Source organism: Collimonas sp. (genome assembly GCF_035566375.1).
GTDB lineage: Bacteria > Pseudomonadota > Gammaproteobacteria > Burkholderiales > Burkholderiaceae_D > Collimonas.
In genome coordinates this window covers 1-18,142 of the sequence record NZ_DATMRK010000019.1, presented here as the reverse complement: position 1 = coordinate 18,142, position 18,142 = coordinate 1, and the positions used below count along the sequence as shown (strand labels likewise).

21 protein-coding genes are annotated in these 18,142 nt (G+C 55.8%); 11 read left to right on the top strand and 10 right to left on the bottom strand.

Features of this window, described 5'->3' with window-relative positions:
- Window positions 1–193 precede the first annotated feature (193 nt).
- From VNZ60_RS05090 to VNZ60_RS05080, 3 genes are read left to right on the top strand one after another with little or no spacing between them, the layout of a single operon-like run.
- Window positions 194–796, top strand: a complete 603-nt coding sequence (locus VNZ60_RS05090; RefSeq protein WP_325657337.1) for a DUF1326 domain-containing protein — start codon at window positions 194–196, stop codon at window positions 794–796.
- Window positions 793–1,608 carry a DUF2182 domain-containing protein gene (locus VNZ60_RS05085; protein WP_325657336.1) on the top strand — a complete coding sequence of 272 codons (816 nt, stop codon included), beginning with the start codon at window positions 793–795 and terminating at the stop codon, window positions 1,606–1,608. The genes VNZ60_RS05090 and VNZ60_RS05085 overlap by 4 nt, the downstream gene beginning before the upstream one ends.
- Window positions 1,601–2,476: a DMT family transporter gene (locus VNZ60_RS05080; protein ID WP_325657335.1), complete on the top strand. Its 876-nt coding sequence runs from the start codon at window positions 1,601–1,603 to the stop codon at window positions 2,474–2,476. Before VNZ60_RS05085 ends, VNZ60_RS05080 begins: the two co-directional genes overlap by 8 nt.
- Window positions 2,477–2,499: 23 nt before the next feature.
- Here the strand turns inward: VNZ60_RS05080 and VNZ60_RS05075 are convergent, their stop codons facing one another.
- Both VNZ60_RS05075 and VNZ60_RS05070 read right to left on the bottom strand, forming a co-directional pair.
- Window positions 2,500–3,144 carry a GNAT family N-acetyltransferase gene (locus VNZ60_RS05075; protein ID WP_325657334.1) on the bottom strand — a complete coding sequence of 215 codons (645 nt, stop codon included), beginning with the start codon at window positions 3,142–3,144 and terminating at the stop codon, window positions 2,500–2,502.
- Window positions 3,144–3,842 (bottom strand): aspartate/glutamate racemase family protein, encoded by a 699-nt coding sequence (locus VNZ60_RS05070; protein ID WP_325657333.1) that lies wholly within the window; start codon window positions 3,840–3,842, stop codon window positions 3,144–3,146. Before VNZ60_RS05070 ends, VNZ60_RS05075 begins: the two co-directional genes overlap by 1 nt.
- A gap of 60 nt (window positions 3,843–3,902) precedes the next feature.
- On the opposite strand from VNZ60_RS05070, the gene VNZ60_RS05065 reads away from it, so the two are divergent.
- Together VNZ60_RS05065 and VNZ60_RS05060 are read left to right on the top strand one after the other, a co-directional pair.
- Entirely contained in the window at window positions 3,903–5,315 is a 1,413-nt protein-coding gene (locus tag VNZ60_RS05065) for an aminotransferase-like domain-containing protein (RefSeq protein ID WP_325657332.1), read from the top strand.
- A 202-nt stretch (window positions 5,316–5,517) separates the two neighbouring features.
- Entirely contained in the window at window positions 5,518–5,976 is a 459-nt protein-coding gene (locus VNZ60_RS05060; protein WP_325657331.1) for a Rid family detoxifying hydrolase, read from the top strand.
- Window positions 5,977–6,093: 117 nt separating this feature from the next.
- On the opposite strand, the gene VNZ60_RS05055 is transcribed toward VNZ60_RS05060, so the two are convergent.
- Window positions 6,094–6,912, bottom strand: coding sequence for a ParB N-terminal domain-containing protein (locus tag VNZ60_RS05055; RefSeq protein ID WP_325657330.1), 819 nt, complete (start codon window positions 6,910–6,912; stop codon window positions 6,094–6,096).
- A gap of 417 nt (window positions 6,913–7,329) precedes the next feature.
- Between VNZ60_RS05055 and VNZ60_RS05050 the strand changes: the two genes are divergently transcribed.
- A complete protein-coding gene (locus VNZ60_RS05050) occupies window positions 7,330–8,370 on the top strand; it encodes a hypothetical protein (protein ID WP_325657329.1) in 1,041 nt (346 codons plus the stop codon).
- Between the two features lie 126 nt (window positions 8,371–8,496).
- On the opposite strand, the gene VNZ60_RS05045 is transcribed toward VNZ60_RS05050, so the two are convergent.
- The 6 genes from VNZ60_RS05045 to VNZ60_RS05020 form a co-directional block, all read right to left on the bottom strand.
- Complete coding sequence (locus VNZ60_RS05045; protein WP_325657328.1) at window positions 8,497–8,673, bottom strand: hypothetical protein; 177 nt, start codon at window positions 8,671–8,673, stop codon at window positions 8,497–8,499.
- A 32-nt stretch (window positions 8,674–8,705) separates the two neighbouring features.
- Window positions 8,706–9,893: an acyltransferase family protein gene (locus tag VNZ60_RS05040; RefSeq protein WP_325657327.1), complete on the bottom strand. Its 1,188-nt coding sequence runs from the start codon at window positions 9,891–9,893 to the stop codon at window positions 8,706–8,708.
- A gap of 221 nt (window positions 9,894–10,114) precedes the next feature.
- Window positions 10,115–10,516 carry a nuclear transport factor 2 family protein gene (locus VNZ60_RS05035; RefSeq protein WP_325657326.1) on the bottom strand — a complete coding sequence of 134 codons (402 nt, stop codon included), beginning with the start codon at window positions 10,514–10,516 and terminating at the stop codon, window positions 10,115–10,117.
- A gap of 51 nt (window positions 10,517–10,567) precedes the next feature.
- Entirely contained in the window at window positions 10,568–11,209 is a 642-nt protein-coding gene (leuD, locus tag VNZ60_RS05030) for a 3-isopropylmalate dehydratase small subunit (protein WP_325657325.1), read from the bottom strand.
- Window positions 11,202–12,650: a 3-isopropylmalate dehydratase large subunit gene (leuC, locus tag VNZ60_RS05025; protein WP_414648778.1), complete on the bottom strand. Its 1,449-nt coding sequence runs from the start codon at window positions 12,648–12,650 to the stop codon at window positions 11,202–11,204. The genes leuD and leuC overlap by 8 nt, the downstream gene beginning before the upstream one ends.
- Window positions 12,651–12,677: 27 nt before the next feature.
- Window positions 12,678–13,556: an alpha/beta fold hydrolase gene (locus VNZ60_RS05020; protein ID WP_325657324.1), complete on the bottom strand. Its 879-nt coding sequence runs from the start codon at window positions 13,554–13,556 to the stop codon at window positions 12,678–12,680.
- 119 nt (window positions 13,557–13,675) lie between these two features.
- On the opposite strand from VNZ60_RS05020, the gene VNZ60_RS05015 reads away from it, so the two are divergent.
- The 4 genes from VNZ60_RS05015 to VNZ60_RS05000 all read left to right on the top strand — a co-directional run bounded on the left by VNZ60_RS05015 (window position 13,676) and on the right by VNZ60_RS05000 (window position 16,721).
- Entirely contained in the window at window positions 13,676–14,599 is a 924-nt protein-coding gene (locus tag VNZ60_RS05015) for a LysR substrate-binding domain-containing protein (protein WP_325657323.1), read from the top strand.
- A 168-nt stretch (window positions 14,600–14,767) separates the two neighbouring features.
- Complete coding sequence (locus VNZ60_RS05010; RefSeq protein ID WP_325657408.1) at window positions 14,768–15,892, top strand: saccharopine dehydrogenase family protein; 1,125 nt, start codon at window positions 14,768–14,770, stop codon at window positions 15,890–15,892.
- On the top strand, window positions 15,889–16,257 hold the full coding sequence (locus VNZ60_RS05005; RefSeq protein ID WP_325657322.1) for a DoxX-like family protein: 369 nt from the start codon (window positions 15,889–15,891) through the stop codon (window positions 16,255–16,257). Before VNZ60_RS05010 ends, VNZ60_RS05005 begins: the two co-directional genes overlap by 4 nt.
- Window positions 16,254–16,721, top strand: a complete 468-nt coding sequence (locus tag VNZ60_RS05000) for a DUF2269 family protein (protein WP_325390775.1) — start codon at window positions 16,254–16,256, stop codon at window positions 16,719–16,721. The genes VNZ60_RS05005 and VNZ60_RS05000 overlap by 4 nt, the downstream gene beginning before the upstream one ends.
- A gap of 37 nt (window positions 16,722–16,758) precedes the next feature.
- Here VNZ60_RS05000 and VNZ60_RS04995 read toward each other — a convergent pair whose 3' ends face one another.
- A complete protein-coding gene (locus tag VNZ60_RS04995; protein ID WP_325657321.1) occupies window positions 16,759–17,166 on the bottom strand; it encodes a PaaI family thioesterase in 408 nt (135 codons plus the stop codon).
- A gap of 198 nt (window positions 17,167–17,364) precedes the next feature.
- Here VNZ60_RS04995 and VNZ60_RS04990 point away from each other — a divergent pair, with 198 nt between their 5' ends.
- Window positions 17,365–17,994: a malonic semialdehyde reductase gene (locus tag VNZ60_RS04990; protein ID WP_325390778.1), complete on the top strand. Its 630-nt coding sequence runs from the start codon at window positions 17,365–17,367 to the stop codon at window positions 17,992–17,994.
- Window positions 17,995–18,142: the final 148 nt, after the last annotated feature.

Below are 18,142 nucleotides of genomic sequence, written 5' to 3'. Positions count from 1 at the left end.
CGTCGGCTCGGATTCGGCCGCCAGCCGTCTTTTTAAAGAGTTAGCGCTGCGGACGCCGGACAGCCCGCGCGACGGCTTGCCTGGCCGTCATCGAACTTGAATTGACCTATCACGCAACCTAAAATGACTTATTCCTTGCCGCTGTAAACTGCGGCGACAAGTCCGTGTTGACGTGACTGCTGCGGAGGTTGGTATGAGCTATCACCTGGAAGGTCGTCTGCTTGAGGTGTGCAATTGCAACGTCCTGTGCCCTTGCTGGATCGGCGAGGACCCTGACAACGGCACCTGCGACACTATCGTCGCCTGGCGCATAGACAAAGGAACGATCGAAGGCGTCGATGTCAGCGGCAACACCATCGCGGCCGTGGCGCACGTACCTGGCAATATTCTGCTAGGCAACTGGACTGCCGCCATCTATGTCGACGACCAGGCCTCCAAGGCGCAGGAGGAGGCGTTGCTGAAGGTCTACACCGGCAAGGCGGGCGGGCCGATCGCAGAACTCGCCGCACTGATCGGCGAAGTGGTATCGGTAGAACGGGCGCCGATACGCTTCACCGTGGTCGCGGGCAAGGGTGAACTCGAGATCGGCAAGAACTATTACGCTGAACTCGAACCGTATCTCGGCGCGACCGGCGGCCAGACTACCCTGTCCGACACCGTATTCTCAACGGTGCCGGGAGCGCCGGTGTTTGTCGGCAAGGCCCCGACCTATCGATCCAAGAATGCGGCCTTGGGCATTGATCTCAACATCAAGAACCACAACGCCTTGCAAAGCACCTTCGTGTTCGACGCATGAGCGCTTCGGCAGGCCCGCTGCCGTCCGGCAACTCCCGTCGCCACCGGGTATTCCTGCCGGTCCTGGCCGCGTTGATCGGACTCGCGTGGCTGTCGCTATGGGCATGGGCGCGCAGTCCGTACGGACGCTATCTTGAGCACGGCGACTGGACCGCCTCAGGACCGGCGGCGTTTCTGTGCCGGGTGGTTCCCGCCGGCGCTGTGGTCGTACCCATGGCGCTCTACGCCGCCGCCTGGATACTCATGACGGCAGCCATGATGCTGCCGACCACCCTGCCCTTGTTCAACACCTTCGACCGCCTGACCGCTGGCCGTCCGGACCATGGACGCCTCCTGACGCTGCTCGGCCTGGGCTACATGACGGTGTGGGGTGCATTTGGGCTGCTGGCGCACGCACTGCATGGCGCAATGCTGTACCTGCTTGCCAGCGTGCCCGCATTGGCCTGGCATGGCTGGCTGATCGGCGCCGCGACCATTGCGCTGGCCGGCGCCTTTCAGTTCAGCCGGCTCAAGTACCAGTGCCTGGAAAAGTGTCGCACGCCTTTGAGTTTCGTTATCCAGCGCTGGCGCGGGCAGGCGCACGCCTGGCACGCGTTTGCGCTTGGCGTGCAGCACGGCCTGTTCTGCGTCGGCTGCTGCTGGGCGCTGATGCTGCTGATGTTCGCGCTCGGCGCCGGCAGTCTCGGCTGGATGCTGCTGCTGGCGGCTGTGATGGCGATCGAAAAGAACGTTCGCTGGGGCCAGCGTCTCAGCGCGCCGCTGGGTGTCGCGCTGCTGTCTTGGGCTGTGGTCCTGGTGGCGACTCATGCATGAAGAGCGCAACGGCCTGCCCGCCTTGCGGACGATAGCCCTCACCGCGGCGGCGATGCTCGCCTTCGCGGCCAATTCCCTATTGTGCCGGCTGGCGCTGCAGCAAGGCGGCATCGATCCGGCCAGCTTCGCCAGCATCAGGCTGGTTTCCGGAGCGATCACGCTGGCCGCGATCGTGCGCTTCAGGACGGCACGCTCCTCGCCCGGCCATGCCGACTGGCTCGCTGCGGCCATGCTGTTTGCCTATGTCGCGCTGTTCTCCTTCGCCTATCTCACCTTGCCCGCGGGCACTGGCGCCTTGATTCTGTTCGGCGCGGTGCAATTGACGATGTTCATCGTCGGCCTGCGCTCGGGCGAGATGTTCGGAGCAATAGCATGGCTAGGCCTGGCGCTGGCTGTCGCCGGGCTAGTCTACCTGCTGTCGCCGGGGGTCGCTGCGCCGCCGTTCCTCGGCGCCGCGTCGATGGCGCTTGCCGGCGTCGCGTGGGGCGTGTACTCGCTGCGCGGGCGCGGCATCCTGGACCCCTTAGCCGCCACGGCGGGTAACTTCGCGCGGGCGGCGCCGCTGGCTATCGTGGTGAGCTTGCTTTCCGTGGCCAACGCTTACGCAAATGCGGCCGGAGTCATCCTGGCGATTGCCTCCGGCGCACTTACGTCCGGGCTCGGGTATGTCATCTGGTATGCCGCACTGAGCAGGCTTTCCGCCATGCGCGCCGCCACGGTACAGTTGTCGGTGCCGCTGATCGCCGCATTTGGCGGCGTAGCGTTCCTCTCGGAAGCGATCACGCCGCGCCTGGCAGCTGCCTCCGCAGCGATATTGGGCGGCATTGCGCTGGTGCTGACCAACAAGCAGAACAAGCCGCGCCGGTAGCGGCCTGCGGTTTGAACAAATCGTCAGCCTGAAACTTGCCATGTCCAATGATCGACTACCTCTCCGTCCCGATCAATCGAGGTGCGCCCCTTTGAGAACCCTAGTCGGCCAACCACCTTCGACGACGCTACGTTCCTCGGGAGTATGCGTGCAACGACCTGCTGCACGACGCCGTCGGCGGCAGCAAATTGCAATAGCTGTCGCACCGCTGCAGTCGCTATGCCGCGGCCCCTCTGACTGCTGGCCACGCCATATCCGATCTCTACGCAGCCGTCAATCGGCGCGGACTGGAACCCACAGCCGCCAACAATTGCGTCGCCGGACTTCGAAACGATCAGGTACGGAACACACCACGCAGGGGGCGTGCCGGCATCCAGCTGAGCTAGTGCGCGAATAGCGACGTGGGGCGGGGGCAGCCCGCCCTCAAACACCACTTTAGTCGCAAAATCAACGGGCTCAGAGACGGCCAGACGTCGAAGATTGGGGAGGTCAATCTGTACCAATTCAATCTCTACTAATTCAGTCATCTCTGGCGTCGAAACCTGCGGCATGTGAATCCCCATCAAATATATCCCTGATAAATAGATATCACCGACAAAAAAGCGGTGAAATGAAGCGGCGTAAGTTGAGGCCATGATGGCATGAACAGAATTGCCTCGCAACAACATTACGGTGAGGTCAACGCCATCTCAATCGCGGCGTCGCAATGCAACTGCGTTGTATCAAAAATCGGCAGTGAGACGTCGGTGGATTTGATGAGAAGCATGATTTCGGTGCACCCAAGAATCACCCCTTCAGCGCCGTCAGCCTGAAGCGAGGCGATTATGCGCTGATACTCCTTTCGATCACTCTCGTGTATCTGGCCATGACAAAGTTTGTCGTAAATAATCGTGTGAACAAGCAACCGGTCCGCTTCGTTCGGAGTGATGACATCGAGGCCGAATTTCTCTTTTAGACGTCCCTTGTAGAAATCTTGCTCCATGGTGAAAGCGGTTCCCAGCAATCCCACACGCTGGATCCCGGCACGTTGGATAGCAGCCCCGGTAGCATCGGCAATATGCAGCAACGGAATCGTGACTGCGCTGTCAATCGCGGCGGCCACTTTGTGCATTGTATTCGTGCACAGCACAACGAAATCAGCACCGCCCGCTGCGAGTTGACAGGCGGCCGCCGCCATCAGATTTCCCGCAGCATCCCAACGGCCATCATGTTGCAACTCTTTTATCTCTTGAAAATTCACAGTCACCATCAAGCTCCTGGCGTTGTTGTGCGCGCCGAGTCGGGTTTTCATTCCCTCGTTGATCAGGCGGTAATATTCTGCCGACGATTCCCAACTCATTCCCCCGATAAGGCCGATCGTTTTCATGTCCGTTTCCTTTCAATTAAGAGCTGCTAGTATGTATGCTTTCTTTTAGCGATTGTCTGCATGACAAACTGGCTGCCTGACCTCAGGAAATCCACCGGCCCGGTGTACCTCGCGATTGCCGAGGCGATCGCAGTTGCCGTTCGCTCCGGGCGTCTGCGCAGCGGTGACGCCCTCCCCACACAAAGATTGCTGGCGGATTTTCTGGGCGTCAACCTGAGTACGGTGACGCGTGCCTATCGCGAGGCAGAAAAGCGCGGCCTGATTGATGGCAACACACGTCGCGGGACGGTGGTGCTGGCCCGCGCTGAAGTGGTGACATTGTTTGGATTGCCGTATCGCGACGACAACAGCCTGATCGATCTGTCGACCAACACGCCAGCACACGACCCGCACGACCGATCGGTGCAAAACATCGTCGGGGAATTGCAGCGCGACGGTTGCCTCGATCATTTGATGCGTTATCAAAAAGCCAGCGACTGGGAATTATTGCGCGAATCGGCTGCAAAATGGCTGCAGATCAGTGGCGTGCCAACAGCACCTGAAAACATTGTTTTGTGTGCGGGTGCACAGCATGCTTTGGCCGTGGCCTTGTCTGTAGCGGTAGAGCGGATGGAGATCGGAGTCGAATGTTTTACGTATCCCGGAATGAAAGCGCTAGCGCGGGAACGCGGCTATCAACTGCATCCTCTGGATATGGATAACCAGGGCGTGACACCGACGGCAATATTAAAAGCCAGCAAGAAAGGCTTACGTGTCTTGGTAATTTCACCCACCTTGCAAAATCCCACCGGCGCCACGATGTCGCTTGCCCGTCGTCAGGAAATTGCCGATATCGCGGTGTCCAGGAATCTGACCATCATTGAAGAAGATGTCTACGGCTTGCTATTGCCGGCATCCCCGCCGCCGCTGGCAACGCTTGCGCCGCATCACACTTATTACATTACGTCCTTATCCAAAACCGTGATCCCGGGATTGCGGTTTGGGATACTGGTGCCGCCGCCCAGGCATGCGGCGCGCTTTACGGATTCGCTGCACACAACGAGCTGGTACTTAAGTCCGCTAACAGCCGAAATCGCCAATCGTTTAATCCGCTCCGGCGCCGCGACAAAACGGTTAGCCTGGCAGCGGCGCGAAATGGGAATACGAAATCAGCTGTTTGATAAGGTGTTTGATGAACTGTCTGATGCTGCGATGGATACCGCATTGGATTGTGCCGAGAATAAACCGGCATGTGCGCCGCATCGCTGGCTGGCGTTACCACCGCCGCTGAGCGCCATGGAAGTCGTTACAGCGCTTAACGCCAGCGGGATCCGCGTGGTTGCCGGGGCAGGCTTTGCGATTGGTATGGCAGCGCAACGAGATCAGCACATCCGCATTGCGCTTGGCGCTGCAGTTAATCGCAAAACCCTTGAACACGCTGCGGTAGTAATGCGCAATGGTTTAATGAACTGCTGGCAGATCAATACCAAGTAGCCGCTTGTCGCCAACGGCCTTCCGTTGTTCATTGCAGTAGTCGTGGTCGCAAGCTTGCCAGGTGTTCTGGCTGCAGTGATTTGGTTCGCGTCTTGGCGCGACATTTTTAATACTGCCTATCATTTCGACAACATCGATCCTACAATAGACCAATCCCCTAGCCAGAGTTACCCGCAGCGAACCAATCCAAAGAGGTGGCAAAATGACACGTCTATTTTGTATATCAACGTTAATTGCAGCCATTGCCCTTGGCGGATGTGCGAACTTATCATCGAATGAATTGAAATTCGTTGCTGTCCCCGGCGCTCCAAAAGCAGTCGGCCCTTATTCGCAAGGCGTGGTCTCAAACGGAATGCTTTTTACAGCGGGATATACTCCGCGTGATCCTGTAACCGGCAAGCTGATCGAGGGCGATATAGTCGCGGCAACAAATCGTGTTATCGATAACCTTGAGGCTGTGTTGCTCGGTGCCGGCTGCTCGCTAAAAGACGTGGTCAAAGTAACCGTCTACATGACAGATCTCGCCGACTTTGCAAAGATGAATGAGGCGATGGCAGCAAAATTCGGAAGCCATAAGCCTGCGAGAACAACTATTCAAGTCGAAAAAATACCTGGGGGCGCAACTCTCGCAATGGACTTTATTGCACGCGTGCCGCAATAGCGGGGGCGATTCACGACCGCTTGATTCCGAAGCGGTCCATCTTGGCCGGCTGCGGACCTCGCGACTGGCAGGGCGTCAGATAGAGAAGAAGCAGGCCCACATCAGGAATGTATGGGGCTATTGCTTGCCGCGCGCCTCCGTCAGCGCAATGGTCAAATGCTGCACCTTCTTTTTCAATTGATTGCGCTCTTCAGTCAGTTCAACCACCAATAGCATCAAACGATGTATTTCGATTTGCTCGGGTGTGGCGTCGTGCGGCGGCTCATCCGGTTCGGACTTGGGCGGCAGCCGGGCCTCACGCACCTGCCTTGCGGCTTGGCGCAGCTCCTTCTTGCCGCCGGCGACAGCTGCTATCTGCTCCTCGCTAGGCAAGGAAGCCACCGCTGCCGCAGCATTTATAGAAATCACGCCCGACTTTACGGCGCCGACCAGCTCAGGCGCAGCCGTCTTCTGGATTTTCTCGATTTGCCCCAAGGTCGCGCTGCTCACCCTCGCGGCGCGCGCCACCGCCTGCCGAGTCCACGGCGGCTCGCCCTCGGACTTGACCGAGGCGTCCGTTCCCGCTGGCTCTGCCGACGAGCGCTGGGCTTGCTGGGTTTGCGTCTGTGCCACCCGCGCCGATACGATCTCTTTCTTGCGTAGTGCGAGCACGCCGCGTTGAAAATCCGACACGCTACGCCGCCCAAGATGGTTATCGATCATCCACAGGTGTACATCGTCCATGGATTGGAAGCTGTGGTTCTGCATGGTGTTGAAAGGGATCTTGTGCTTTTGGCAGATACCGTAGCGGTTGTGTCCATCCACCAGAAGATCGCCCCACAACACCAGGGCATCGCGGCAGCCTTCCGTCAGCAGGCTGCGTTCAAGCGCAGCGAATTCGTCCTCGGTCAAGGGATCGATATAGGCGCGCAGGTCTTCATTGATAGTGATGGTCATGGTTCAAACGAAATAGATTGATAGCGCGGCTAGTGTACGCAACGCCGCCGTTCTACGCTACACGGCAACCGTGCATTTCTAGGGATTGGTGCAATGGCCCAGTGAAAACCTGCTCACGATATTTGGCTACCCAATTTACGGGCATCTTCACTCCCCATTAAAATGTTGCTCGTAGACAATTATTGTTGACTACTATACGATAAGGCCATGGTTGAAAATATAGAAAACAAGTGATGCCTGGTCTTGCCCATCTTCGCAATCATTTTGCCGGATTGCGCATGTCGTTCCCACTCCACAGAATCTTTCGCCGGCTTGTGGTTTCTCAGGCCAGAGCGGCTGCTCACCGTAAAAGTCCGATGGTTTTTGCGCCGCGCTTTTCAGGTTGATTAGACATTCTCTTTAACATCAAAGAACATAATGAAATTACAGCAAATGTATTTGTCTTTCTTGATGGCTATTTGCCTCGTGATCTCAATTCCAGGGCACTGCGATGAGCTGTCGGAGCGGGCGTCAATGAATAAATATGTGAGACGCCTGCTGCACACACAAAACGTAAACGAGCTGGAGGCCCTCTCTTCCGATTACTTGAGTACCCAAGCAAGAACATCCAGCGGAATCTGGAAACTGACGGTGTTTAACATTGCCATTAGCCAGGCCTTCGACACGCGCCACAAGGATCCGTCTTATTGGGTCGTGGCAGAGATATGGGCCAGGAATTGGGTTGAGCGCTACCCTGAATCACCCGCCGCCCACATTGCATACGCACAAATGTTGATCAATCACGGATGGAGCTTCCGGGGCAACGGCTACGCAAAGGATGTAGAGCCTCAGAATTGGGCGCCTTTCGCGGAGTACACCCAACAGGCGCGAACCTATCTTGAAACCCATAAAACAATTGCGGCGAAAGATCCAAGCTGGTACGAACTCATGGCGGTCATCGCTAAACAGCAAAGCTGGCCAGAGCGTGAATTCTCCGAGTTAATTAACGAAGGCCTGGAACGATATCCTGCCTTTTATCAAATTTACTTTGCCGCCATCGGATACTACGGACCGAAATGGGGAGGCGACGCAGAGTCGATCGAGAAATTCGCGCAAGCAGCACTCAGGCGAACTCAGTCGTCTGAAGGGTTTGGCATGTATGCGCGTATTTATTGGGTGGCGTCGCAAAACCACTACGACGATAGATTATTTTCCGATTCTCTTGTTGATTGGCCGCTGATGAAAAAGGGTATTGATGACGTATTGAGGAAATATCCGGATAACTGGAATATCAATAACTTCGCGAGATTCGCCTGCCTGTCTGGCGACAAGGCAAAAACGGCAGAGTTAATCAGTCGCATGGATACTCCGCCTTTGATGGCGGCATGGGATCAGATGTCGGACTTCCAGCAATGCAAGGATTGGGCGTATGCAGAGCAGGCGACATCCGACAAATCGCTGCATACGGATGCCCAGTGAACCGGCGCCGATGAACTCGGTATTTTGTCCACATAAAGTCCTCCCGGTCTACACATTGTCTGGCATCAAGCGATATCTCAAGCTCTTTTGAAGGTCTGCTACTGGCCGAAGTCGCGGGCACAAGCTTCAATACAAACCGTGCAGAAGAATGGCGGCTGGATGCTTGGATTGGGCACTCGCTGGGAAAACCGTCACTTCCAGTTCACGTTCGCTGGTCTGCAATGATTGATGATTTCCTGCAATGGCCCAGTTGGGCGAAAAAGAGAGCAAAAACAAATAGCAAATTGCCGAAAATTTTAACAAGTACTGCTCCCAATTGTGCCAAGAAATCCCATTTACGCCGAGCCGCCCTGCTTAGGAAATGCTTCTGCCCGGTTTGACGTTACCGGCCCATTTGTATCGCCATTCGAATACATCCTCGCACGCAATTCCATGAATGGTGTTTCGACCAATCGAAACAGCAGCCATCCTCCAAAGAGACTTACGGTCATGATGATGCCGACTCCCAAAATCGAATCGGTATCGATACCCATTTTGGTTAATGGTGAAATTGCCAATTTAAATATTGGCTTGTGTGCCAGGTAAATTGCATATGACCACAAGGCAATGCTGGCTGCACCTGGCACACGTATCCGATGCAATATGGAGTTTGTGCTCAGTGCCGAAAGCGTCAGAATTGCAAAGCTTGTCGCCAGTAACGGATAACCGAACGTGGTCATGCAAAATCCAAATCCATAACCAGCTATCTCAAGAAAATGCGAAAACAAATATAACATTGTCCCGACCGCCGCCAAACCGGCGACAAACAGGACGTTCCCCTTTCGCATGATTTTTGAATAGGTGGCGCCATGAAAATTCTTCAGCATGGCGATTGCTACGCCGGGCAGTAGTTCATCGAAACGCGCAAAGCTCGAATAGTAGATATGCTCGTAGTAATCATAAATGCTAATTGCATTGTGACCATACCGAAGCCAAGCCGTACCTCTGACGGTCATGCCTGCAATGACAGCAGCGCCAATTGCAATCCACCCCAACCTCCTGGAACCTTTGAAACTGGCAATCAGCAACGCGACAGCCGGCAAAATAAGATAGAACTGTTCTTCAATGCACAGCGACCATGAGTGGGTAAAGGTCTGGCCGGGACGAAGGCCAAAATTTTGTGTAAATATCAAAAACTGCCATGCCGGCGCCGTCTCTTTTCCTCCCAATGCGAGCGGAAAAATAAAGTACATTGCCAAGATAAAGTAATAGTTTGGCAAAGTGCGAAGCAATCGCTTGATATAGAACGTTTTCAGAGAAAAACTGCGGCCCTGTGCAAGCGGCGAGAGTATCTGGTTCCCAATCAAATACCCACTCAACACAAAGAACAGGTCGACGCCCGCCCATCCGATTTCAGTCATAAAGCCAAATGTATTTTTCCCGCTTACTACCACCATGTAGTGGTATGCCAATACCAGGACAATCGCAGCAGCGCGCAGCGTGTCAAGCCCATTTAGGCGAGCCGCCGTCTTATTTTCAGTCATGTTGCGGCATTCCTTCTTAACGGTTTCCCACGCAGATATCTAGCGCAATGTCTTCATTCAGAATCATCCTCGCAATTGATCGTCACGCGAAAATTCGTAGGCGCATGTTGCCATATTGAAATTGGCATTGCAACATCAAATTGAAGGCTTGCATTGAGGTTCGCTTCTGGCCGACAGCTCGCGGTGGTTATCGCCAGACCAATTGCAGCGAGATACCAATTTCATCGTTGTTGCGCTGCATCAAGCTGTAGCATCTGGCCCATCAATTCGTGAATTTTGTTGACAGCCTTTAGCGGGCGGATCATCACCTTAAAGTGCGTAATCAGGCCTTCGTCGTTCCACGTGATCATGTCCACACCGTTGATCAGGATGCCGTCGCAGCTTGATTGGAATTCCAATACTGCGGAATGAGGGCCGAGCCATTCATTCAAGTATTGGAACGTGCTGTTATTCAAGACATGCAAGGCGGCGCCAAGGTATTTGATTGTGATCGCCTTGCCAGTTTGGGGCGTGTGAACAACCGGTGATTCGAAAACCACATCATCGGCGAGCAATGCTTTCAAGGAAGTGATGTCGCGCGACTTGACAATCTGGTGCCAAGCTTCAATTGTGGAACGTGCCATGGCTACTCCTTCAGTATCTTGAACAGCGGTTTGTGGTTAAAGGCGCAGGATTTACAAGCTACAGACATCTTTCCCGTCACCGACAGCAGGCAACACTTTAGCCCAAGCGCAAGCGGCAAAGTGTTTTTCTTCAAACGCTTCTATCTGCGGCAGCAACTGCAACGTCGCCCCCACCATATCAAGCCCCTCGACGATCATCTTTCTATGCCGCGCACCCAGCGAAAAACTGAACACTTGTGACACAGAACGTAGTTCCATCTTTTCCAGATCGATGGACAGATGCTTGTCGCCGGCCAGATCTTGCAGCAGCATGCCGATCTTGTCTGATTCCAGCACAATCAGCAGCAAGCGGTTGTTCAAGGCATTGCTGAAAAAGATTTCGCCGTAACTGGGCGCAATCACCGCTTCAATCCCCAGCTGCTGCAACCCCCAAACCGCATGTTCACGGCTGGAGCCGCAGCCGAAATTGGCACCGCCGATCAGGATGTTTGCGTTCTTGTACTCGGCCCGGTTCAGCACAAACCCGGGCCTGGGCCGGCCATCCGGATCAAACCGCAAGTCAAACAACACACCCTGGTCCAGCCCCTCTTTGGTAATGGTGCGCAGGAATTGCTTGGGCATGATCTGATCGGTATCGAGGTTGTCGATCAGCAGCGGCGCTGCGATACCGCTTATGTTTATTTGCTCATGCATGGTGCGGCTCCAGTACGCGGGCGTCGCTGATGCAGCCGCTGATCGCGGCGGCCGCCGCCATGGCCGGGCTCATCAGGTGGGTGCGTCCGCCCCTGCCCTGACGCCCTTCGAAATTACGGTTGGTGGTTGAGGCGCAGCGTTCGCCGGGCGCCAGCACGTCGTCGTTCATGGCGAGGCACATGGAACATCCCGGCTGGCGCCATTCAAACCCGGCGTCGATGAAAATTTTCGCCAAACCCTCTTGTTCAGCCTGACGCCGTACCTGGCCGGAGCCTGGAACCACCATGGCCCGGACCGTTGGCGCGACATGGCGGCCGCTGACGATCGCTGCGGCGGCGCGCAAATCCTCGATGCGGCCATTGGTGCACGATCCTATGAAAACCCGGTCAACCGGCAAGCCAAGCAATGCCTCACCAGCAGCCAAACCCATGTATTTCAACGCTTGGGAGATGGCGGCGCTGGCTTGTTCATCGCCTGCTTGCGCCGGATCCGGGATCAATCCGTTGACCGCTATCGCCTGATCCGGGCTGGTGCCCCAGGTCACGAACGGGACGACTTCCGCTGCCAAAAAAACATGTTCGATGTCAAACATGACGGCCTCATCGGAATATAACTTTTCCCAATCGGCAAGCGCCTGCATGAATTCCTGTTCGGCCAGGTCAGCGGCTTTGTCCCGGATGTAGGCAAAGGTAGTCTGATCGGGTCGGATCAGCGCCGCTCTGGCGCCCGCCTCCACCGCCATATTGCACATGGTCATCCGGGCCTCGGCTGACAGCGCCGCAATCGTCGAACCGGAAAACTCCACCGCATAACCGCGTGCGCCTTGCGCACCTATGCGGGCGATGATCAGCAGGATCAGATCTTTGACCGAGGCGCCGGCAGGCAGTGCGCCGTCGACCCTGATGCGCATGTCCTGCGCTAGCCGGTAAACCAGGGTTTGGGTGGCCAGGATATGCTCCACTTCAGAGGTACCGACGCCAAAACCCAGCGCCCCCAGAGCGCCATAGGTGGTGGTGTGGCTATCGCCGCACAACACCACCATGCCGGGACGGATCCAGCCGTGTTCGGGCGCGATGATGTGCTCTATGCCTTGTTGTTCATGATTGGTATCGAACAATTTGATGCCGAAATCGCTGCAATTGCGCTTCAGGTTACTGGCTTGCAGCGCCGATGGCGGATCGATGATGACGCGCTGGGCGGCGCTGACTGGATGGGTCGGAATGATATGCGACACCACCGCCAGCTGTTGCTGTGGCCTTAGCACGCTGCGGTTTTTCTGGCGCAGGCTGCTGAAGGCTTGCGGGCTGGTGTATTCGTTCATGATGTGCAGATCGGCGTACAGCAGCACGTGCTGCTCGTCGAGCTGGGCGACGGTGTGCGAATCCACCAGTTTTTTATACAGCGTGCGTGGCGAGATGTGCTTATAGATGTGCTTATGCATGGCCGAGGTTCTTTCGTTGGCGGCCGCTCAGGCGGCAAAAAATGGAAGAACTTCAGCCAGCAAAGCATCGGGGGCTTCCTCGGGAATATAGTGGCCGCAGGCCAAAGCCTTGCCGCTTAGCCTGCTGACCAGACGCCGCCATTCCTGCAGGGGCTGGAAACATTTCTCGATGACGCCTTGCGCACCCCACAGGACCAGGGTCTCGCACTGTATCTTGTTGCCTAGCGCCAGATCGTGGCGCTCATGCTCCAGATCGATGCCGGCGCTGGCGCGGTAGTCTTCGCAGATGCCGTGGATGGTGGCCGGATCGCTGAGGCAGCGCAGATACTCGGCGTAGGCTTGCGGGGTAAACGGCGCCAGGCCGGCGCTGCGGCCGCCTATGGTGTGCTGCAGGTATGCCTCGGGATGGCTGCCGATCAGCAATTCCGGGAAAGGCGCTGGCCGGATCAGGAAGAACCAATGGTAATAGGCGGTGGCGAAAGCCATACTGGTCTGTTCATACATGGCCAGGGTCGGCGCGATATCGAGCAACACCAGCTTGCGGACCGCGTGCGGGTGATCCAGCGCCATGCGATAGGCGACCCGGCCGCCGCGGTCGTGTCCCATCAGCAGGAATTGCGGATGGCCCAGTTGCGCCATCAGCGCGATCTGATCCTGCCCCATGGTGCGCTTGGAGTAATTGCTGTGATCGTCTAATCCAGCTGGTTTGCCGCTATCGCCGTAGCCACGCAGATCGGCCGCGATCACCGTGAAGCTGCTGGCTAGCCGTTCGGCGACCTTATGCCAGATCACATGGGTTTGCGGATGGCCGTGCAGCAACAGCAATGCCGGACCGTTGCCGCCGCGCAGATAGTTGATCCGGGTGCCGTTGACCTCGGCAATTCCATGCTCGAATCCAGAAAACATTTGCCGCTCTCCTGCTGTGCTGCGCTGTTGATGACGATGTTGATGATGAGCGATTGTATAACCGGTCTCAGGATTTATAATTCATTGAAATTAACTCTATTATTTCTTTAAATTTAATAATGAACACAATCTCGGACCTCGCCTTTTTTGCCATTCTGGTCAAAGCCGGCAGCTTGGCGGCGCTGGCGCGCGAACTTGGCGTTACCCCGCCGGCGGTGACGAAACGGCTGGCGAATCTGGAACACAGGCTGGGCGTGCGTTTGCTGAACCGCACCACCAGGACCATGAGCGTGACCCATGAGGGCGAAATTTACCTGGCTGACGGCAGCCGGATATTGGCTGATATCGAGGCGCTGGAGCGTAGCGTCAGCAATAGCCGGGCGCTGCCCAAAGGGCTGTTGCGGATCAACGCCAGTTTCGGCTTCGGCCGCAAACATATCGGGCCGGCGGTTGCGGCGTTCAGCAAGCGCTATCCGGAGGTGGAAGTCCAGTTACAGTTATCAGACCGCCCCTTGAATCTGGCGGATCAAGCCTTCGATATCGGCATCCGCATAGGTGAAATGCCGGACGCCCGCATCATCGCCCGCAAGATCGCGTCCAACCGCCGGCTGTTATGCGCAGCGCCCGCCTATCTGAATCAGCACCCCGCTCCAACTACCCCGCGCGATCTGCAAAAACACACATGCATCGTGCTGAGAGAAAACGATGCGGCTTACGGCAGCTGGCATTTGAGCAAGGGCAAGCGCCACGAAACCGTCAAGGTACGCGGCGTCCTCAGCAGCAACGATGGCGAGATAGCACTGGAATGGGCGCTGGAAGGACACGGCATACTGATGCGTTCCGAGTGGGACTTGGCGCCGTATTTGCGCTCAGGGCGTCTGCGCCAGGTGCTGGGCGACTGGGCATTGCCCTCGTCCGACATCTTTGCGGTTTATCCGGAGCGCCTGAATCTGTCGGCCAAAGTCACGGCGTTTGTGGAGTTCATTGCGCAACGCTTCAAGTCGCATCTGGTCCCGCAAAAAGACTTGCCTAGCAGTTGGTGATAGTAGGTGATAGTCGGCGATAACGGGACATGCCCAGCCCTCATATCGTGTTTAAGGTTCACCGCCAACGCCAGCTGCGCTTGAGTGCAAATGATGCCTGCGTCATTGCAATGTGACTTTATAATCGCTAGCTAAAGAATGAAGCCTGAGGAAAATCGATTGAAAACAGTGGTGTTAGGAGGATATGGAAATTTTGGCGCACGGATATGCCGTGCGCTGGCTGACTCCCACGATATTGAACTAGTCGTTGCCGGTCGAAATGCAATGCGAGCCGCCAATCTTGCTGCCAAGTTGGGAAATCGTGCAAGCGCCCTGCATCTCGATCTGGCTCAGGATAATTTGGCGCAGACCTTACGCAACATTGGCGCCGAACTTGTCATCCATACCGCCGGGCCGTTTCAAGAACAGGGTTATGACGTACCGTTGGCAGTTGCTGCAGCCAACGCACACTACATCGATCTGGCAGACGGCAGAAGATTCGTATGCGACTTCCCGCAAGCCTTAGATGCAGCTTTCCGTCGTAGCGGGCGAATCGCCATCACTGGCGCCAGCACCGTACCGGCTCTTTCATCCGCTGTCGTCAACCACCTTTCCCAAGGCTGGGAAAATGTGGAATCCATCGATATTTGCATAGCCCCCGCCCAGACTGCTCCGCGGGGCACAGCTACTCTGGCGGCGGTATTGAATTACTGTGGCGCGCCGATTCTGGTCTGGCGGGATGGGAATTGGGTGACTCGCTACGGCTGGAGCAATCCAGCGCAGATAGAATTTGCACGCCTTCGTCCACGCATCGGCGCTTTGTGCGACATTCCGGATCTTGAACTTTTCCCCGCCCACTACAAAAATGTACATTCCGTCATGTTCCGCGCCGCACTGGAAATCGGGCTCAGTCAGCGCGCGCTTTCAGTCCTGGCCTGGTTACGCAAGACGGGTCTTGTCAGGCATCCCGAGCGTTTTGCGAAGTTGCTCAACATTACGGCAAAGGGCCTGGATTTTATGGGAACGTCGCTCGGCGGCATGGTTGTCCGTGTTCAAGGAATTGATGCCGATGGTGTACAGGTCCACCGCGCATGGCACATTGCTGCGGACAATGATTTCGGACCGGAAATTCCCTGCATGGCAGCGATTCTTCTGGCACGACGCTTGGCTCGAAAAGAAATGCAGGAAGTGGGCGCCTATACCAGCATGGGATGTTTGAATTTATCGGATTTCGAGCCCGAATTTTCGAAATGGGGCATGCATACCGACGCCATTGTGGAGCGCGACAATCCTGTTTCAATGGCCGCGACATGAAATCGTCCGACCTGCGCTTGATGCGCATAGTGCTCGCGACTATCTGGCTAGTGACGGGAATACTCAGTCTTTGCACAAAACAAGAAGGCTTAAACCTGCTCAGCCGTATTGGCTTGTATGGATTTACCGCTCTTGCAGCTCTCTACCTGGCCGCAGTATTGGATATTTTACTTGGCCTGTTTACCTTGGTTTGGCATGGCAAGCTGCTGTGGATAATCCAGGCTTGCCTGATCGTCGCTTACACAGTCATTATTTCTATCTGGCTCCCCGAATACCTATTGCATCCGTTCGGCCCAATACTCAAAAATCTTCCGATACTATTGATGTTGTGGCTACTACATAAGAGTGCAAATCAAACACCATGAATATTTATTTGATGCTGAAGTGGGTACATATCATGTCCAGTGTTCTGCTGGTAGGAACAGGCTTTGGCAGCGCGTTCTATCTCTATTTCATACATCGCACCCGTAACCCGGAGGCGATTGCAGAAGTTATTCGTTTAGTTGTACGCGCAGATTTCTGGTTCACCACACCGGCAATCTTCATTCAGCCGCTGACGGGCTATGCCATGCTTTCCTTATCTGGTTATCCGATCACTCAGAACTGGCTGCTTTGGACGTTTTTCTTGTACGCATTGGCAGGAGCTTGCTGGCTACCGGTAGTCTGGTTGCAAATACAAATGTCAAAAATAGCTGCCGCTTCTGCCCAAAACAATGTGCAGCTTCCCGCACATTATTGGCAATATGCACGTTATTGGGAATGGCTCGGATATCCGGCATTTATCGCGATGCTGGTGATTTATGGATTGATGGTATTCAAACCCAATTGATCAAGCGCTACGCCGGGCGAAGGTGCGAACCGTTCGTTCACTGGGCAGCGACGACTGTCCCTTGTGCGATCGCGCATAGCTTCTCTTCACCATCGTCGACTGCGTAGATCTGGCACTGGCATACGGCCTGCCGCTTGCCGACGCTTATCGCATTAGCCCGCGCAATCAGCAATGATCCGACTGCGGGCTTCAGATAATTGATCTTGAATTCCGAAGTGAGCGCATTGCCGCCCAGCGCCAAACCACCGGCGAAGGTGATCGAGTTATCGGCCAGATAACTGATCACTCCACCGTGGACGAAGCCATGCTGCTGCTTCAGATAGTCGACGATCGGGATGCTCAATTCTGCACTTTGAGGCCCTGAGTTGGTGAGCCGGGCGCCGATGAACCGGCTGAAAGGTTGAGACTCGAACACTTGACGCGCAAATTCTTGCAGCTTGTCCATTCCACACTCCTTGTAATCTGCATCGATTTCGTAAAATATCAGCATTATCCAGCGGGCCTGGCAGCACTATACCTTGGACCAAATTGGGGTTACCGCCAAGCACTCAACCTAGAATGCCATTTCATTTTTCATCCTGCCGCCTATACTTGTTCGGTAGCCACGCCGCTAACTTTGATCAACATACTTAAGGTGACGACCATGAGTAAGGAATTGAATCAGGAAGGCCTCGATCTTTTATTTTTCAATGCGCGCACCCACAATGCCTGGCTCGACAAACCGGTCAGCGACGATCTCCTGCGCCGCCTCTACGATGTGATGAAATGGGGACCGACCAGCGCCAATTGTTCGCCGGCGCGCATCCTGTTCTTGCGCACGCCGGAAGCCAAGGAGCGCCTGAAGCCGGCCTTGGCGCCGGGAAATGTCGACAAGACCATGGCGGCGCCGGTGACGGCCATCATCGGCTACGATGGCAAATTCTTTGAGCAATTGCCAAAACTGTTTCCCCATGCCGACGCCCGCTCCTGGTTCGCCGACACCCCCGAGCTGGCCGGAGTCACCGCCCGCCGCAACAGCTCCCTGCAGGGAGCCTACTTCATGCTGGCGGCGCGCGCCCTTGGCCTGGACTGCGGGCCGATGTCCGGCTTCGACCAGCAGAAAGTCGACCATGAATTTTTCCCCGAAAGCAAGACGCCGGACTTCAAGTATGAGTACTTTCCCGACAGCCACATCAAGACCAACTTCCTTTGCAACCTGGGCTACGGCGATCCCGCTGCGCTTTTCCCGCGCAGCCCGCGCCTCGATTTCGACGAGGCTTGCAAACTGCTTTGAGCCGGGAGCTAGTGTAGTGCTTCGTAAGTAATGGAACTTCAGAAATGGTGGATTTTCGTGTCAGGCTAGGCGCAAACCGGAGCGATAGCTAGACTATCGCGAGGATTTGCAACGACGCATGGCGCGAAAAGACGCCGTTTATGAAGGT

Bases quoted from the DNA above. Each gene is read 5' to 3' on its own strand.
- VNZ60_RS05090 (WP_325657337.1), top strand. From the start codon at position 194: ATGAGCTATCACCTGGAAGGTCGTCTGCTTGAGGTGTGCAATTGCAAC.
- VNZ60_RS05085 (WP_325657336.1), top strand. From the start codon at position 793: ATGAGCGCTTCGGCAGGCCCGCTGCCGTCCGGCAACTCCCGTCGCCAC.
- VNZ60_RS05080 (WP_325657335.1), top strand. From the start codon at position 1,601: ATGCATGAAGAGCGCAACGGCCTGCCCGCCTTGCGGACGATAGCCCTC.
- VNZ60_RS05075 (WP_325657334.1), bottom strand. From the start codon at position 3,144: ATGTTGTTGCGAGGCAATTCTGTTCATGCCATCATGGCCTCAACTTAC.
- VNZ60_RS05070 (WP_325657333.1), bottom strand. From the start codon at position 3,842: ATGAAAACGATCGGCCTTATCGGGGGAATGAGTTGGGAATCGTCGGCA.
- VNZ60_RS05065 (WP_325657332.1), top strand. From the start codon at position 3,903: ATGACAAACTGGCTGCCTGACCTCAGGAAATCCACCGGCCCGGTGTAC.
- VNZ60_RS05060 (WP_325657331.1), top strand. From the start codon at position 5,518: ATGACACGTCTATTTTGTATATCAACGTTAATTGCAGCCATTGCCCTT.
- VNZ60_RS05055 (WP_325657330.1), bottom strand. From the start codon at position 6,912: ATGACCATCACTATCAATGAAGACCTGCGCGCCTATATCGATCCCTTG.
- VNZ60_RS05050 (WP_325657329.1), top strand. From the start codon at position 7,330: ATGAAATTACAGCAAATGTATTTGTCTTTCTTGATGGCTATTTGCCTC.
- VNZ60_RS05040 (WP_325657327.1), bottom strand. From the start codon at position 9,893: ATGACTGAAAATAAGACGGCGGCTCGCCTAAATGGGCTTGACACGCTG.
- VNZ60_RS05035 (WP_325657326.1), bottom strand. From the start codon at position 10,516: ATGGCACGTTCCACAATTGAAGCTTGGCACCAGATTGTCAAGTCGCGC.
- leuD (WP_325657325.1), bottom strand. From the start codon at position 11,209: ATGCATGAGCAAATAAACATAAGCGGTATCGCAGCGCCGCTGCTGATC.
- leuC (WP_414648778.1), bottom strand. From the start codon at position 12,650: ATGCATAAGCACATCTATAAGCACATCTCGCCACGCACGCTGTATAAA.
- VNZ60_RS05020 (WP_325657324.1), bottom strand. From the start codon at position 13,556: ATGTTTTCTGGATTCGAGCATGGAATTGCCGAGGTCAACGGCACCCGG.
- VNZ60_RS05015 (WP_325657323.1), top strand. From the start codon at position 13,676: ATGAACACAATCTCGGACCTCGCCTTTTTTGCCATTCTGGTCAAAGCC.
- VNZ60_RS05005 (WP_325657322.1), top strand. From the start codon at position 15,889: ATGAAATCGTCCGACCTGCGCTTGATGCGCATAGTGCTCGCGACTATC.
- VNZ60_RS05000 (WP_325390775.1), top strand. From the start codon at position 16,254: ATGAATATTTATTTGATGCTGAAGTGGGTACATATCATGTCCAGTGTT.
- VNZ60_RS04995 (WP_325657321.1), bottom strand. From the start codon at position 17,166: ATGGACAAGCTGCAAGAATTTGCGCGTCAAGTGTTCGAGTCTCAACCT.
- VNZ60_RS04990 (WP_325390778.1), top strand. From the start codon at position 17,365: ATGAGTAAGGAATTGAATCAGGAAGGCCTCGATCTTTTATTTTTCAAT.